11 protein-coding genes and 1 pseudogene are annotated in these 16,068 nt (G+C 61.6%); 3 read left to right on the forward strand and 9 right to left on the reverse strand.

Features of this window, described 5'->3' with window-relative positions; all coding sequences use genetic code 11:
- Positions 1-110 precede the first annotated feature (110 nt).
- Positions 111-2,993 carry a TonB-dependent receptor plug domain-containing protein gene (locus ACFOKF_RS21490; protein ID WP_380798594.1) on the reverse strand — a complete coding sequence of 961 codons (2,883 nt, stop codon included), beginning with the start codon at positions 2,991-2,993 and terminating at the stop codon, positions 111-113.
- A 413-nt stretch (positions 2,994-3,406) separates the two neighbouring features.
- Here ACFOKF_RS21490 and tnpB point away from each other — a divergent pair, with 413 nt between their 5' ends.
- The 3 genes and pseudogenes from tnpB (at position 3,407) to ACFOKF_RS21505 (ending at position 5,444) form a co-directional block, all read left to right on the forward strand.
- Positions 3,407-3,700, forward strand: coding sequence for an IS66 family insertion sequence element accessory protein TnpB (gene tnpB, locus ACFOKF_RS21495; protein WP_380798595.1), 294 nt, complete (start codon positions 3,407-3,409; stop codon positions 3,698-3,700).
- Between the two features lie 62 nt (positions 3,701-3,762).
- Positions 3,763-5,148 (forward strand): annotated as a pseudogene (tnpC, locus tag ACFOKF_RS21500) (IS66 family transposase).
- Complete coding sequence (locus tag ACFOKF_RS21505; protein WP_380798597.1) at positions 5,148-5,444, forward strand: hypothetical protein; 297 nt, start codon at positions 5,148-5,150, stop codon at positions 5,442-5,444. The pseudogene tnpC and the gene ACFOKF_RS21505 overlap by 1 nt, the downstream one beginning before the upstream one ends.
- Before the next feature lie 332 nt (positions 5,445-5,776).
- On the opposite strand, the gene ACFOKF_RS21510 is transcribed toward ACFOKF_RS21505, so the two are convergent.
- The 8 genes from ACFOKF_RS21510 to ACFOKF_RS21545 all read right to left on the reverse strand — a co-directional run bounded on the left by ACFOKF_RS21510 (position 5,777) and on the right by ACFOKF_RS21545 (position 16,057).
- Entirely contained in the window at positions 5,777-6,787 is a 1,011-nt protein-coding gene (locus ACFOKF_RS21510; protein ID WP_380798598.1) for a family 43 glycosylhydrolase, read from the reverse strand.
- Between the two features lie 98 nt (positions 6,788-6,885).
- The gene (locus ACFOKF_RS21515) at positions 6,886-10,212 is read right to left on the reverse strand and encodes a glycosyl hydrolase (RefSeq protein WP_380798600.1); all 3,327 of its coding nucleotides are present in this window, start codon (positions 10,210-10,212) and stop codon (positions 6,886-6,888) included.
- A 20-nt stretch (positions 10,213-10,232) separates the two neighbouring features.
- Complete coding sequence (locus ACFOKF_RS21520) at positions 10,233-10,673, reverse strand: hypothetical protein (RefSeq protein WP_380798602.1); 441 nt, start codon at positions 10,671-10,673, stop codon at positions 10,233-10,235.
- On the reverse strand, positions 10,670-11,578 hold the full coding sequence (locus tag ACFOKF_RS21525; RefSeq protein ID WP_380798604.1) for an alpha/beta hydrolase: 909 nt from the start codon (positions 11,576-11,578) through the stop codon (positions 10,670-10,672). Before ACFOKF_RS21525 ends, ACFOKF_RS21520 begins: the two co-directional genes overlap by 4 nt.
- Before the next feature lie 12 nt (positions 11,579-11,590).
- Complete coding sequence (locus ACFOKF_RS21530) at positions 11,591-12,904, reverse strand: family 1 glycosylhydrolase (RefSeq protein ID WP_380799322.1); 1,314 nt, start codon at positions 12,902-12,904, stop codon at positions 11,591-11,593.
- An 18-nt stretch (positions 12,905-12,922) separates the two neighbouring features.
- The gene (locus tag ACFOKF_RS21535; protein WP_380798605.1) at positions 12,923-13,771 is read right to left on the reverse strand and encodes an alpha/beta hydrolase; all 849 of its coding nucleotides are present in this window, start codon (positions 13,769-13,771) and stop codon (positions 12,923-12,925) included.
- A gap of 70 nt (positions 13,772-13,841) precedes the next feature.
- The gene (locus ACFOKF_RS21540; protein WP_380798607.1) at positions 13,842-14,300 is read right to left on the reverse strand and encodes a hypothetical protein; all 459 of its coding nucleotides are present in this window, start codon (positions 14,298-14,300) and stop codon (positions 13,842-13,844) included.
- Complete coding sequence (locus ACFOKF_RS21545; RefSeq protein WP_380798608.1) at positions 14,267-16,057, reverse strand: TonB-dependent receptor; 1,791 nt, start codon at positions 16,055-16,057, stop codon at positions 14,267-14,269. The genes ACFOKF_RS21540 and ACFOKF_RS21545 overlap by 34 nt, the downstream gene beginning before the upstream one ends.
- Positions 16,058-16,068 lie beyond the last annotated feature (11 nt).

Consider the following 16,068-nt stretch of genomic DNA (forward strand, 5'->3'; position numbering starts at 1 on the left):
AACTTGATCAGTGGGATGTCCCACAGGCGCCCCGGCCCGTCGCGGGCCCCATCCGTAAAACGAACGTCACGGCCGGAGCGCCACCGCAAAAGCGGCGCTCCGTCGCGTTTTTACATTTTGAAGCGGAAGCCGGCGCGGAACACCCGGCCGATCGTGTCATACTGCCCCGCCGAGATCGGGAAGTTCGTCCAAGAACCGTAGCCGGTCGGACCGGCGGCCACGATCGCCGGATCCTTGTTGGTCAGGTTGCGGACGTTGAAGAACAGCTCATATTGCCGGCTCTCACCGAAGCGATAGGTTGCGGCGAGATCGAAATAGGTCGCGCCCGGCACCGTGATATCGTCATAGGTCGGGTTGTTGCCGGTCGTGGCCGGGCAACCGTTCGTGCACTCAATATATTCGTTGTTGATGACGCCGCCACTGATGCCGCGCGCCGTGCCCGTCAGCGAGAATGGGCCATTATCGTAGTTGACCGAGAAGGAATAGCGCCAGTCGGGCAGGTTGACGGTGCCTGCACGCTCGGTCGGGATCGATCCGGGGATGCCGGAGTCGATCGTGTATTTGATATAGTGCGTGGCGAGTGCGCGGATCGTGACGCCACCGCCGATGCCGGGCACCACATCGTCCATGTTGAAGCGATAGCTGGCTTCGATATCGAGGCCCTTGGTGCTTTCCGACGCCAGGTTGAGCGGCTGAACATAGACGTCATACTGGTTCGCTTCGCCGGGCGTCGCGATGATCAGGCCGCAGGCGTCCTGATTGCCGGCGTAGCAGAGGTTGACGATCTGCTGGATGGTCAAACTGCCGATCGCGCCGGAAACATCGACCTTGTAGAAGTCAACCGACGCATTGAAGCCGGGCAGGAAGCGGGGCTGGAGCACGACGCCGGCGCTGTAGGTCTTGCCGATTTCCGGATCGAGGTTCGGGTTGCCCGACGCCAGCGAGCGGGCCGTTGTGGCCGCGCCGTTATTGTTAGGATCCTGGAAAGAGCTTTGCGCCTGGAAGAAGCCGGCATAGCGGTCGGCCAGGTTCGCTTCGCGCACGTCGCGCGACACGATGCCGCGGATGCGGATGCCGTCGATCGGCGCATATTCGGCGCCGACCTTCCAAGTGGCGAAGGTGCCGCTGTCATATTTCACGGCGCGGACGGCCGCGTTGAGGTTGAGCGACCGGGCCCAGGCCACGTCCTTCGCCAGCGGGATCACGGTTTCGAAATAAACGTCCGACACCTTATAGTCGCCGATCGTCGGCAGACCGCCGGTCGTGTCCCAGTTGCCCGTGCTGACCGACGTGATCGCGTCAGCGTAGCCACTCGCCGATTCCGTGCGATGCTCGGCTCCGAAGGCGACCGAGACCGGCCCCGCCCAGATGTCGAACGGCTCGCCCGCGAAGTTGATGCTGAAGACGTTCTGCTTGTAGACGTCCTTGCGGTACGGATCGCCGGTGACATAGTCGATCGCGGCCTGGCTGTTCACGCCCTCGCCGAACAGATTGTAGGGGACGCAGCCGTCGCCCGGGTTCGTCAGGGTCGAGCGGCAGACGATTGATCCGTTGGGCGCGAACACCGCGTCGATCGCCCGGTTGAAGTTCGGCAACAGGGTCGCATTCGTGGCGGTGTTGTGCAGCGTGGCGCGCGCATATTCATAATAGGCGTTCATCGTCCATTGCGTGCCGAGGGCTTCGAACTTGCCGTCGACGCCGGCCACGCCACGGAAATAGCCATGTTCCGCATGGGCGCCCGATGCGCCATTGTCGCCCTTCATCGTGCCGAACGGGACCGATGTGAGGCCCAGCGCCGTGATCGCCGACGACAGCGACGCCGGCATGTAGGCATTGTCGGCGCGGACCGTCAGACTGTTGGCCATGCCGCCATAATAATAGCGGGTGTCGGTATCGAGGTGCGACACCATGCCTTCTGCATAGACGTTCCAGTCGTCGGCGACGTCGAAGCTGACGCGACCGAACAGGTTGCGACGGTTCTGTTCCGGCAGGATGGAGTTGTCGACGCCATTGCGCAGGCTGTTGCCGGCAACCGTACCACCGGACATGATGGGATCGGACACGATCGGCCCGAAGTTGAGATTGTACATCGCCCCGCCGGGGCCGAAGGCGATGCCGCGCAGCGACGAACAGGCCGAGGTCGCCGAGCAGGCGACGGCGCCGCCCAGCGCCGCCGTGCTCAGCGCGACGTTCGGCCGCAGCAGAACGCGGGGCTGGCCATTGGTCGCGGTATAGGCCGGGTTGTTGATATACGCCCAGCCTTCCGTGGCCCAGCCTCGGTTAGTCGGATCATAGATGCCTTCTTCATGCGAGATTTCACCGCTCAGCAGGACATGACCGCGACCATCGGCGAAATCGGTGCCGGCGCTGAGCGCCACCTTCCAGTTCTCATTGTCGCCATAGTCGGTGATGCCGCCCGACACTTCACCCTTGAAGCCGGTGAACTTGGTATCGAGCACGAAGTTGACGACGCCCGAAAGCGCGTCCGAACCGTAGGAGGCAGACGCGCCGCCGGTCACGACATCGACGCGCGAGATCAATTGCTGCGGCAGTTCGCTGACATCGACCACGCCGTTATTGACCATGCCGCCGACGCGGCGGCCGTCGAGTAGCGTTAGGGTACGGACTTCGCCGATGCCGCGCAGGTTCATAGAGTTGATGCCCTGCCGACCGGCGCCGACCTGGTTCGTCGTGGTCCTTGGCGTCGAACTGCCCGACACGGCCGGGAGCGTGTTCACATAGTCGGCAACATTGGGCGTCGCGGACCGTGCGATTTCGTCGGCGCCCACGACCGACACGGGGGTCGGGGAATTATAACCGTCGCGCACTACGCGCGTGCCGGTGACAGTGATTTCGGGCACCGCAGATTCTTCCGCCGCCGGATCACTCGCATTCGCAGTAGACTGTGCATGGGCTGCGCTGCCCAGCGCGAACGCGGTGATGCAAACGGACGCCTTCAACCATGTGGCCAAACCAACTTTGACGTTTTTCATGATTCCCCCCTGAGACGGTCGCCCCCTGAGCGACACCCACGCAGCAAAGCTTCATCATCGTGCAACCATGCCGCAAGCGAAGCATTTACAAGAGAAGAAACAGATTTTTATCGTTATTTATCATGCTACTATGATAGAATCCTTACTTCGCCATTATGATGTCATGAGCGAAGATCCGCACCCACTATGATTGCCCCGTGCGCTTGCCCGCACATCCCGCTCAATGGCAATGATCGCTTCCGAATCCGGAGCAGGGTGCAGCGCGGGTTTCCCACTCGTTAAATTACGGTCAGCCGGGCAATCGCCGACCCGCCGACGGAAATGGAACCGAAATTCGCGGTCGCAACATACCGTGTTACATTCACGAAACCGACACATCGCCGCTCCTCTACCTGGCCTGTGGTGTCACAGACATGCGCAAAGGGATTTCGGGCCTTGCTCAGTTGGCCGAAACGGTGCTGCGACAGAAGCCGACCAGTGGTGCCGTTTTCGCCTTTCGAGGACGACGTGATGAAAGGGTGAAGTTGTTGTACTGGGACGGGCAGGGATTTTGCCTGTACTACAAAGTTTTGCAGCGCGGCCGTTTTCCCTGGCCTTCGGCGGCGGACGGGACGATGCGGTTGACGTCGGCGCAGTTGGCGATGCGCTGGGAAGGCATTGGCTGGAGACGACCTGGCTGGGGTGCGCCGCCGGTCCGAGTGGGTTGATTTTCTTCCCTGAATCTGCCGGTTTTCGTGGATTTTCCTGGTGGTCGCGGGTAAGCAGTATCATGCTTGGCGCGGCGCAAGATCTTCCCGAAGACCCGGCTTTGCTGAAGGCGATGATCGCCGACCTGCAAGCGCAAAACGCGAAGTTGGCGGCGACGGTTCGGGCGCACGATCTGATGGTCCAGACCCTGCGTCTGCGTATCGCCAAATCGAAGAAGCAGGCCTTCGGCAAGTCCTCGGAGAAGATCGAACGCGAGATCGAGCAGTTGGAACTCGCGCCACGGCGCAAAGTGCCGCAGCGACGCGGGATGTTGACGAGGAGGAGACGCCCGTGCCCGCTGCAAACGCACGCGGCACCTCCCGGCGTCCGCGCGTCGCGCCGGATACGCCACGCGAGCGCAAGGAACTCGACCCGGGCAGCGCCTGTCCCGATTGCGGGGGCGAGTTGCGCCTAGTCGGCGAGGACGTCAGCGAGATCATCGAGATGATCAGGGCCAAGCTGAAGGTCATCGAGGTGGCGCGTCCGAAGAAGTCCTGCCGCTGCTGCGAGAAGATGGTGCAGGTGCCGGCCCCGAGCCGCCCGATCCCTGGTAGCATGGCCGAGAGCGGTCTGCTGTCTCACATACTCGTCTCGAAGTTCGACGACCATTTGCCGCTGTACCGGCAGAACGAGATCCTCGCCCGCATGGGCGTCGACATTCCCCGCAGCACGCTGGCCGATTGGTGTGGCAGGGCGATGCGAACCCTGCAGCCCCTCATCGAACGGATCGAGACCGCCCTTCTGGCCAGCGACATTATCCATGCCGACGCCTACAAGGGATATGCCAGGTTGTCCGAACCCCGGCGCGGACGGCGATCCGCGCTTCCGGGAAGCAGCCTGCTTTGCGCACCTGCGGCGTGACTTTCACGATAACTGGAAAGCGAACAAGTCCCCGATAGCACGCGAGGCGCTCGATCGTATCGGCCAGTTATACGACATCGAGAGCGAGATCGCTGGCAAGCCCGCAGATGGTCGGCGTGCCGTGCGCCAGGAGTACAGCCAGCCCAAGCTCGAGCCATTTCATGCCTGGGCCCAGCAGCAACTCACCCGCATTCCGACCAAGGGCGACCTGGCCAATGCCTTTCGCTATGGGCTCGGCCGTTGGCATGCATTCCGCCTGTTCGTCGACGATGGGCGCGTTGCCATTGATAACAATGTCGCTGAACGCGCCGTGCGCCCGATTGGTCTTGGAAGGCGCAACTGGTTGTTCGCCGGTGCCGAAGCGGGTGCCGAGACCCTGGCGCGTGCCATGACGATTATCGAAAGCGCCAAGATGAACGGCATCGACCCGCAGGCGTACATCGCCGATGTGCTCGACCGTATTCATGATCACAAGATCAACCGGCTCGACGAACTGCTGCTTTCGCACTTGGCACCGCTCAGAGCCCCGCAAGCAATGGCCGCCTGATGGCAGCAATCACCCACATCCGCTCCCTCGACTATGTCGCCAGGATCCTCGACGAGGACCTGGAGTTGCTGGAAGCCATTGTATGGAATGATGACAACCTGACATACGGCGCCATCATCAGCCTCTACACTGGCCCGGACGAGGCCATCACCGCGCTAACCGACGACGGCATCGAAGAACTGAGCGACATGCTCGGAGATGCGCGCCGCACGATCGAGACCTGGCACGAATTCCTCGATAACTTCGTCGATAACCCCGAACTCGCCGCCCGCTTCAAGGCTCAGCCACCGCGGTAACAACCGGGCGGTTACGGTCAACAGGGTTGTGGGAACACTATGATGGCGGCCGATAGATGCTTCGACAGGGATTTCCGCCGTAGGCGTTGGAAATCGCTTATTTCTCATACACACGCAATGACTGGCTTTGGCCGGCAGCAGACTGGCAAGTTTCAACTGAACAGTGCGCGATAGTTGCCGATCCTCTTTTGGCGGTCGTGGCGCTCCCGTGAGGTACTTGCCCCATAATGCTTCCTTCCATTCCAACGAAAGGATCGCACCATCAAACCGTGGGATCAAACACCAAGGCTATGCGGGTGGATTACAGCAGGGGCGCGACCGCTACCGACCACTTACGGTATTGAGACCCCAGCAGTTGATAGCGACAAGGGATTTAATGTACCATCGGCCGCGTAGTTAACTTCGCAAATCACAGATCGACGGAATAGTGGTGAGGTTCCAGGCTCCGATTGATCATTGCACATGAAAAACCAACGGTCACGCCATTCGAAGAAGGATCCGTGCCTATCAAAGTTGAGCCAATTGCGAGGCTGATATTGTGGAGGCGGCGCATATGGTCCTCGCATCGCCTGATCGTTGAGAAATGGCGCGTCAACATTTTCCGGCAAGAGCAATGGCCCCTTGCAATCGAACGGACCATAGGGGGATTTGCTCATCCCATAATAGGTGCCCCACGAAAGATAATAATAATTTCCTCGCCGGTGAAGAAATGGCTTGTCATCGGTCTTACCTAAACCGAATGGTCCTTCCTTATTGTTTATTTCTATCAGGCGAGGTGCTTCCGCCAGCGAAATCATGTCTTCGTTGAGCCGTGCGATGTAGAAATCGAACGTACCAAATACAATGTAATTAACGCCATCCACATCTTGTAAAATACCAGGATCTCTGGACGCAGTGTTGACTTGCCCTTTTGCTATCATCGGCTTTCCGAGTGGATCTCTCCATGGACCAAACGGGGTATCGCTTTCAACGACACCGATGTCTTCTGGACCCATAGAAAAATATAAGTAATATTTCCCACCACTGCGAGCTGCATCAGTAGCCCAGCATTGTGTGCTAGGCGCACCGTAATAGGTCTGTTCAGGCAGTAAGGTTCCAGCAAGCGACCAGTCTGATAGATTGGCACTACGCCATATCTGCCAATCGTTCATAGTAAAATTTGTATTCGTGGGACTCGCATCATGGGTCGCATAAAGCCACAATATATCATCATACACCCGAACCTGGGGATCGCAAACACCAGCCGGCAGTTTCAGGGGGTTACCCGTTCTTCTCTTTTGGGCTTTACCGAAAGCGGACGACGGCAGAATAGTAGCAGCGCCAGAATACAGTGATCCGCTCACGACTTCTCTTCGAGAGAACATAATAACTCCATTTTGCAATCTCAAGTCTTTAACCAAAATTCCGGCGCATTCTAATTTGTGCGAGAACTCACTTATGTTTACCGAGTCTCCAGCGTGACGGGCCCGATCAATCCAGACGGGCGCAGCGGCGCATCCGGCTTGTAGGTCGGGGCGGCGGTGAAGGTGATTTTGTGCGCGCCGGGCTGCTGGTCGCCGATCAGGCGATTGACCCAAAGATTGGCGACCTTGATCTCCAGCGCGTTGTTACCGGACTCCACCAGCTTGCCGATGTCGAGGCGGTAGGGCGCGAACCATGTCGTGCCGGCGGACTGGCCGTTGACGCGCACCTCCGCCACATCGCCGATCTTGCCGAGATCGATCCAGAGCGGCGCGCCGGGCTTCACGCCCTTGGGCAGGGTGAAGCGACTGCTGTAGGTCGCCTCGCCGGAGAAATAGCGGACACCGGCATCGGCGTTGCTTTCCAATGGCGTCAGTGTCGGCATCGTGAGTTGCGCCGGGGCACCGCGCCCGGACTGGAAGCGGACGGTCCAGGGATTGGCGAGCATGGCTACCGGGCGGGTCGCCTTTGCGGCGAGCGTGGCGGCGGGCGACGTCGCGGGCGTGCGGAACAGGATGAAGAAGGCGTCCTCCGCCCCAACGTCTAGCGGGATTACCGTCTCGCCGCCTTCGGTACGGTAGGAGACGGGAACGGCCGAGCCGTCAATCGCGCGCCAGAGTTCGGGCTGTTTGCCGGTGACGCGGAAGCGCGCCTCGATACGGCCCGCCTTGTCGGTGCGGTTGTTTACGAAATAGAGGTCGCCATCGGCCAGCTTGCGGTGGATGAAACGATAATCCGTGCCCGCTGCAACGCTGCTGATATGGAAGTCCGGGCCGACGCCGGCGCTGGTTAGCGCGGCTTCGGCGTCCTGGCTGGCGATAACCTTGCCCTTACCGACCGGGCCGCCGCTCCAGAGACGGTCGGCCAGTGCCTTGAAGGCGGCGGCGTCATCCTGAAGGCCAGGCGCACGCTGAGGCGCTGAGCCGATGACGGTCGCGCCAGCCTCCACCAGCGCGGCAATGCGTTGCAGGCTCGCCAGTGTCATCACCCGGCTCGATCCGCCGAGATAGAGCGCGCGGTAGCGGGCCTTGCCAGCGACCAGTTCGCCGTTTTCGACGCTCATCCGGTTGGCGAGGATGTCGGCATTGACGAAGTCATAGGCATAGCGGGTCGGCAGGTCGGGCGGCACGCCATGTTCGAAGAGCGAGGTGATCGGTGCATCCTCGCCATAGAAATAGGCGAGGTCGGCATGATCGCGCCCCTGCTGGAGCAGATAGCCGGTACGGGACATATAATCGACCCAGGGCTTCGCCATGTTCGCCCAGCTTTCATGTCGGTTGAAATATTGGCCGAAGATCATGAGGCTGAGGCCCGGCGACTTGTCATCCACCGGCTGATGGACCGAGGTGTGGACGATCGGGCGGTTCACGCCCGATACGAACTCCAGGTCGATGACGCGCTTCAGATCCGCCGGGGCGAAGGCCCAGGGCGCAAAAGCAGATGTCATGCTTTCGGCGGACACGATATTCTGACCGTAAATGTGCGCGACCGACGCCGCCCCCTTCATATCGCCGATCAGGGTCGGCCGCGGCGCGCCGCCCCGGTTGAAAGTCCACATCGCCGCCATCGGCACATCGGCATGCGATCGCATGGCGAGGTCATCGCCCAGCACCGGCCGGCCATTTTCCAGCGCCTCGCCATAAACAGTGAGGCCATGTTCGTGGGCGACCTTCGCCACCGTGCCATAATGCGCGTCCGCCAGCAGATCGGCCAGCGTCTGGCGATAATCATGGAGGAAAGCGTCGCTGCGGGCAGCCGACCCCACCACCGCCCCGGTCAGCGTCGGCAGGAAGGGGACAGGATCATAGCCGCGCCGAGCCTTGAACTCCTCAACCATGCGCGGGGTCCAGTTGGATGCACCGACCTCGATACTGTCGGTTAGCAGGGCGCCGATGCCCTTCTTGCCGATCCAGTCCGCGCCGACCGTGTCGCGATACATGCCAAGATAGGTTTCGAGATAGCGGCGGACGGCGGCGGGATCATATTTGTCGACTTCAAGGCCGGTGGCTTCTGGCGTGGCGGGATGGTTGGTCTTGCCGGTAAGGGAATAGCCCATGCGAACGATGCGCCAGTCGCTGCCCTTCGGCGCGGTCCAGTCCAGCGTGCCGTCGGGGCGCAGGCGGTCGGTGAGGTCTACGACCTTTGCCAGATCGATCGCCGGGCCGGACGGCGCGACGCCGTCGCTCAGCCGGTTATAGTCGGGGACGATCGCATAGCCGGCCTTAGCCTCATATTGATCGATCTTCGCTTCGGCCGAAAGGCGCAGGTCGCCAATGTCCAGCGTCGGGCTGTTCGGGCGGGCAAAGACGTCTATCATGACCGCGCCGGGTGCGCCATCGCCCAGACCGGGCGACTTGGGCGCATCATTGAGGGACAGGACGAGGCGGAAACGCCGCGCGGTGACGGGCGCGAAGCCGATCGTCGCGGACACTTCGGTCAGGGTGAAGCGGCCGACGGGTTGCCAGCCCTGCGCCGTCTCCGCCTCCAGCGTCGGACGATAGGCCGGGTCGCCGAAGGGCGGACGGGCATGGAGGACGAACAGGCTGGCGGAGCGGATGGTGACGGGCTTGCCATAATCGAGGATCAGCGCACCGGGGTTGGCGGCGTCGCCCTTGGCGACCTGCGCCACGGTTTCCAGGTCATTGTCGAGCAGCGGCGCGGCGGCAAGTGCGCTGCCGTCGGCCTGCATCACCTTTGGCTGCGGCAGCGGCATGGCTGTGACCGGATAGGCGAGGACGCGGACATCGGCATAGAAACTGGGGAGAGTTGCGGTTTCGGCACCGCCTGCGAGCGGATCGCTGAACTTCGCGCTCTGGAACGGGCCGGTTACGGAGGGCGGCGCGGGGAGCGCGCCCTTCATCCGCTGGCCGCCGAGCAGGTCGATTTCGCTCCAGACCAGCTTCTTCATCGCATCCTGCGGCTTGACCCAGGGACCGCCCGTCTCGCTCCAGCCCGGCGAGGCGGCGATGGCGAATTCCAGCCCCTTGGCGTCGGCGGTCTGGACGGCGTGGCGGAAGGCATCCTTCCAGCCGTCGGTCATGTAGATCAGCCGTTCCTTGACGATCTGCGGCGTCATCAGGCTGGCGTCGAAATTCTGGACGCCGCCGATGCCCATGCGCGCCATCCAGTCGAGATCCTTGTCGATCCCATCCTTGGTGACATTGCCGTTCATCCAGTGCCACCAAACCCGCGGGCGCGCCGACTGGGGAGGGTTCGCAAAGCCATCGGCCAGTTCATCGGCCAGCGCGGGTGCAGCGAGGAGCGTACAGGCCAGTAAAGCGGACAGGCGAAGGGTGCGGGATGTCATGAGCGGGCAATCCTCTGTTTTCAAATACATCGAGCGGACGACAGCAGCCGCCGCAAGGCCAATGTGGCGACCAGTGCACCGAGCGCACCGCCATAGGCGATCTTGATCGTCAGCGCAGTGCCCCAGGCGATCGTCGGAACGGCGACGCCGCCGATCGAAAAGGCGAGCGCACCGCCCAGAGCGGCTCCGACCAGCGCGAACAGCGCCGCGCGGATGAGGATGGGGCGCAGCGCTAGTGTATTGCCCAGCCGCTTGCGCGCGATCAGCGCCGGGACCAGCGCGCTCATCAGGGCGACGGCGATGCTCTGGGGTATGAAATCCAGCGCCAGATTGTCAGGCGCCGTCCAACTCAGAGCGTGCGGGGTCGTTCCAAAGACGCCGAGGAAGAAGGCAAGGCTGAGCACGCCATTGATGACAATGCTGATCCCCGCTTCCCGCCGGATCGAGACGGACTGCGTCATTGGCCAGCCTTTGCATTTAAAAGGCCGCGCATCTCCATCCAGGACAGAAATTGCGGCAGCAGCCCCATGGTCGTCGTGCGAGGCTTGCCCATGCCGAAGCCATGGTCGCCGCGCTCATAGGCGTGGAGTTCGACCGGCACATGGGCGCGCCGCCAACTTTCGACCAGCGCATAGGCGGGATTGGGGAACAGGCCGTCGTCATTGGCGATCGCGGCGAACATCGGCGGCGCATCCGCCGGTACGTCCCGCGCGAGCATCGGACCATAGACATAGCCGATGAAGGACGGCCGGGCGGCCCCCTGCCCTTCCAGCGCCGCATTGAGCGTCGTCATCGCGCCGGCGGAAAAGCCGATCATGCCGACACGCTGCGGATCGACGCCCCATTTGCCGGCACCTGCCCGCACCAGCTTGAGCGCGGCCAGTGCGTCGAGCGTTGCGCGCGGTTCCTTGATCGACGGCGGCGCAGCGGGATCGCGGAGCGATTCCGCCATGCGCTTGCCCATAAAGGTGGAGGCTTCGGCGGTATCGGCCGGGGTCGGGTTCAGCCGATATTTGAGGACGAAGGCGGCAATGCCATGATCGGCCAGCCAGCGGGCGACGTTCCAGCCTTCATGGTCCATCGCCAGCAGCATGAAGGCCCCGCCCGGCGCGACCACCACCGCCGCGCCGGTCGCCTTGGCAGGATCGGGCAGGACCGGGGTGATGGTCGGCACGGTGACATTGCGGACGGCCAGATCCTTGCCGAATCGCACCCAGTTTTCGGACGATCCCTTGGGCGCCTTCATATCCGGATAGAGCGGAATGGCATCGGGTTCGGCCGGTGCCTGTGCCGGCACCGGGACGGGCATCTGCGCGATCGCCGGGGCAGCGAACAGCAGCAGGGCGGCGATGGCAAGACGCTTCATGGCCTTGCCTCCTTACAGAGCGTTGCGGCTGGCGATCGCGCCGTAAATGGCGGCGCTGGGCTTGGCGGTCCTGACGAAGGTTGCGGGATCGACACTGTGCAGCCCGAATTTCACGCGATAGCCAAAGACCCATTCGAAATTATCGATCAGCGACCAGTGGCAATAGCCGATCACCGGCACACCGCTATCCATCGCCCTCTTCATCTCCGCCAGCGCAGCCGGAATGAGGTTGGCGCGAATAGTGTCGTCCGTGGTGCCCACGCCATGTTCGGTGACGAAGATCGGCACGCCGGTCGCTTCATGAGCATAGCGCACCGCTCCTGCCAGTGAGGGCGCATAGACTTCCGCACCCATATAGTTGACTGGCGCCCCCTTGGGCGCGGGCAATTTGCCCTTGTCGGTCCACATGTTGCGCTCGTAATTCTGGACGCCCATGAAATCGTCCGCGCGCGCGGCGTCCAGCCAGCCGCCATACAGTTCCTTGCGCTTGGCGTCGCGGATGCTGTTCTTGCCGACGGCCTGATCGTCGAACATGGACAGCGAGAAACCGACCGGCAGATCGGAACGTACCGCCTTGATCGCCGCCTTGGCTGCCTTGTGCGCTGCGATCAGGTTGACCTGCATCGCGTCGATATCTTCCATGTTCGCGGCATTGAGCGCCGTGAACTTGGCAGTACCGGACCGGCGAGCCGCCTCCGCCAGCATCGCCTTCTGCGCTTCGAGCACCTGTGGCGGCAGCACCACGGACCGCAGCACCATCAGGATGTTCGGCTCGTTGAAGGTGATGGCATGGCTGATGCCGTCGGCGAGATGCCGCGCCGCCTTGTCGCAGAAACGCACGAACAGGTCGATCGCTGCCGCATTGGTCCAGCCGCCCATCGCCGCGAACCAGCGCGGCGCGGTGAAATGGTTGAAGGTCACGATCGGCTTGAGGCCACGGGCATGCGCGCCTTGGATCATGCGCTTGTAATGATCGAGCATGGCGACCGAGAACAGGCCCTGTTCCGGTTCGATCCGCGCCCATTCCAGCGAGAAGCGATAGGCGTTGAGGCCGATGCCCTTTGCCAGATCCATGTCTTGCGGCCACAGCGCGAAGCTATTGGACGCATCACGCGACGGTTCTGCATAGATGGTCGGTTTCAGATTTTCGAGAAACCACTGGTCGCTGGCGACATTATTGCCTTCGACCTGATGTCCAGCCGTGGCCGCCCCCCAGAGGAAGCCCCGCGGAAAATTCTCGTTCCCGGAAATCTTGTCTGCGGCGGCCAAGGCAGGGCTGGCAGCCATGGCTGCGCCGGTGACCAGTAGCGTGCGGCGATCGAGCATCATTTTCTCTCCCATTATTCAGTCTGTCGTTTCGCGCACGAAGGCGCAGATTTCTTGCGACAGCCGCTGGTCAGCGGTGCCGAGGTGCATGGCCATGCTGTAATGATTGTGGCCCGAATGAATGAAGGCGCGCGGCATGATGTCGTGACGGGCCAGCCGATCCTGCATCAGGCCGAGAAATTCAGCCTGGAATCGGGGCGGATCGAACTCGGCACAGGCCAGGAATAGCGGCAGTTCTGTGGCAGCGACCGCTTCCAGCGGCATGCGGTCGGCATAGAGCGCGGGGTCGCCATAATAGAGCGTGTCGCGTTGATCGAGCGGGGCATAGCCATAAAGACCCGACAGCAGGATGGCGGCACGAATGTCTTCCGATCCCGCCAGTTTCAGATAGCCGGCGACATGAACAGCCCCCGCTGACGTGCCCATCAGCACGATCCGGTCCGGATCGCCGCCATGCTCGACAGCATGGGCCTTCAACCAGTCGACGACCGCAGCGACATCCTCCGATCCTGCCGGCCAGACATGGTCGGGCGCGAGCCGGTAGTTGATGACCACGCCCAGAAAGCCCGCCTGTGCCGCCATGCGACCGACATTGGCGTTGGGCCAGGCATCGTCCCCGCCTTTGTCGCCTTTCAGAAAGCCGCCGCCATGAACGAAGACCAGGACAGGCGTGCGATCCTTCCCCTGCGGCTGATATAGATCGAGCCGGTGCCGTTCATGCGGACCATAGGCGACATCCGCAACCGAAACCGGGATCTGCGCCAGCAACGCCGCCTGCTCAACTTGGAACAATGCGCGACACCTGCCTAGCACATCAGGACCAAGATCGGTGCCCAGCGTCGCAATAGCCTGCCTGATCGGGTTCATCTGACCTCTTCCCTTGCCGCGCGCTAAATGGGCATGGCGGAGCCCAGCGCTCCACCATGCCGCGGTCCGATCAAAACTTCGCGTCGAGCTGCAACCCAACCTGGCGGAAGGACTGCGGCCCGTAAATGGCACCCAGACCCGACCCGAAGTTGCTCTGAAGCAATGATGGTTCGGAGACGTTGAACAGGTTTCTGACAAAAATGCCGGCGGAATAACGTTCGTCATCGCTCCGCACACCTAACCGGCCGCCAACTGTCCAATGCGGCCGAAACGTCTCTTCCGTCCGGGCCGTATTCTGATAGCGGATGCGCGATTTCCAGATGGAATCGACGGCCAGGAAGCCGTTGAAGCCTGACGTCAGCGGCTGTTCATATTCGCCCGACAATGTGAATTTGTAACGTGGGGAATAGGCCAGTTGCATCCCGCCGATGTCAGCGCCGTCGTTGCCGATAAATCCACCCGGATAAGTTGCCTTAATATATATGAAGCCGGTGTTCATCGACAGACGATCGGAAATCTGACCAAACAAATTGACTTCCGCGCCCCGGTCTTGACCCCATCAATATTGGTCTGGGCGCAGACCAACTGAGCCGTTGTCGGGTTGACGTTGCATTCCTGTGCCTGGAAATTCTTGATCTTCTGATAGAAGAGGCTGACATCCAGCACCGCACCGCCGAACAGCGTGGCCTTCATCCCTGCCTCGTAGGACATTGGAATTTCCGGCTGTACCACATAGGGAAGCATCGGTGCGGTGGGCACCGCAATCTGGCCACCTTTGAAACCCCGCGCCGCAGTGGCATAGGCCATGATCGACCGGGCGACGTCATATTGAACGCCGGCACGCCAGGAAATCTTGTCGACATTCAATATCTGGAAAGTTTCTGCGCCCGAGCCGGCGTCAGTCCGGTCGAGTGAGAGGCGTCCGGCAGTGTAGCGCCCTCCCAGGATCAGGCGCAGATTGTCAGTCGCATGCAATGTCCCCTGCCCGAACATAGCCAATGATTCGTCGGTTATTTCGTTGAGCGCACCGAGGGAATCCACCGGACGGATGATCATCCCGTTCGGCAAGGTTACTGAAATCGTGAAGCGTTCGGGGCGCTGCACCGTCTTCTGGTTCGAATAGAAGGCGCCGACCGTATATTCGAACGCGGAACTGCTGTTGGACGATGCGCGAAATTCCTGTGTGAACAGGCGAATGTCTGTGCCCGTAGGACCGCTGATCAGTTCCGAAGCCAGCGGATCGGCGCGGTAGATATTGCCTGAAGTGTTGCTGGTTTCGGTTTTGCGATAGGCGGTGATCGACGTGAGCACCAGCGGCCCGGCATCATAATCCACTTGCGCCGATCCGCCCCAGGCCTTGGTCCTGCTGCTGAATTCATCACCAATGCAGAAGGTCTGGTTTCCCTCGCCCGGCGTGATGCCACAACTGTTGAGCAAAGTGGTGTTGGCGGGGGTGTTTGCCAGGAAAGTGAAGAAGTCCCCGCCATTGTCCGTCGTACCCTTGGACCAGTCGCCAATCAGGTTGAAGGTCAGGTCTTCGGTCGCGTTCCAGAGGAAACGGCCACGCACCGCATAGCGATTGACGTCGTTCCAGTCGCCGGTCACGGCGTTGCGGTTGACGCCCTGTCGCGTGTTGCTCATGCCCGATACGCGCAACGCGCTGGTCGCGCTCACTGGCACGTTGATGACGCCCTGAATGATCTGCTGGCCATATTTCGATCCGGCCGTACCAGCGTCGGACAATTCAGTGCGTACCCGACCACTGAACTGCGTCGGATCAGGTGCATTGGTGGTTATGTTGATGACACCGGCAGATGTCGTCAGGCCAAAGAGCGTACCCTGCGGCCCTTTGAGCACCTCGATCCGGGACACGTCGAACAGGTCCGAGATATTGGCATTGCCCTGGCTGACCTGGTCCACGACGACACCGACCGAGGCGACTGCGCCGGGCGAGAAGCTCTGCGTACCGATACCTCGGATGGAGCCACCGCCACCGGTATTCTGCGACGGTGCCGATTGAATTTCCAGCGAGGGCGCAACCCGATTGAGGTCATTGAGATTGTTGACCTGCTGGCGCTCCAACTGCTTCTGGCTGGCCACGGTGATGGAAATGGGTACTTCCGTCACCTTTTCCGCCTTACGCTGGGCGGTGACGATGATGTCGGAATTAACCTCCGGTGCATCCGCGGCCTGCTGCGGCGGGGCGTCCTGAGCGAAGGCCGGTGCGGCCAGCGCAACAGCGCTGGCGCCAGCGAGCGCAGTGATAGTCAGATTGAACTTACGCATGGTGTCCCTCT

It is taken from the genome of Sphingobium rhizovicinum (assembly GCF_042647625.1).
Taxonomy (GTDB): Bacteria; Pseudomonadota; Alphaproteobacteria; order Sphingomonadales; family Sphingomonadaceae; genus Sphingobium; species Sphingobium rhizovicinum.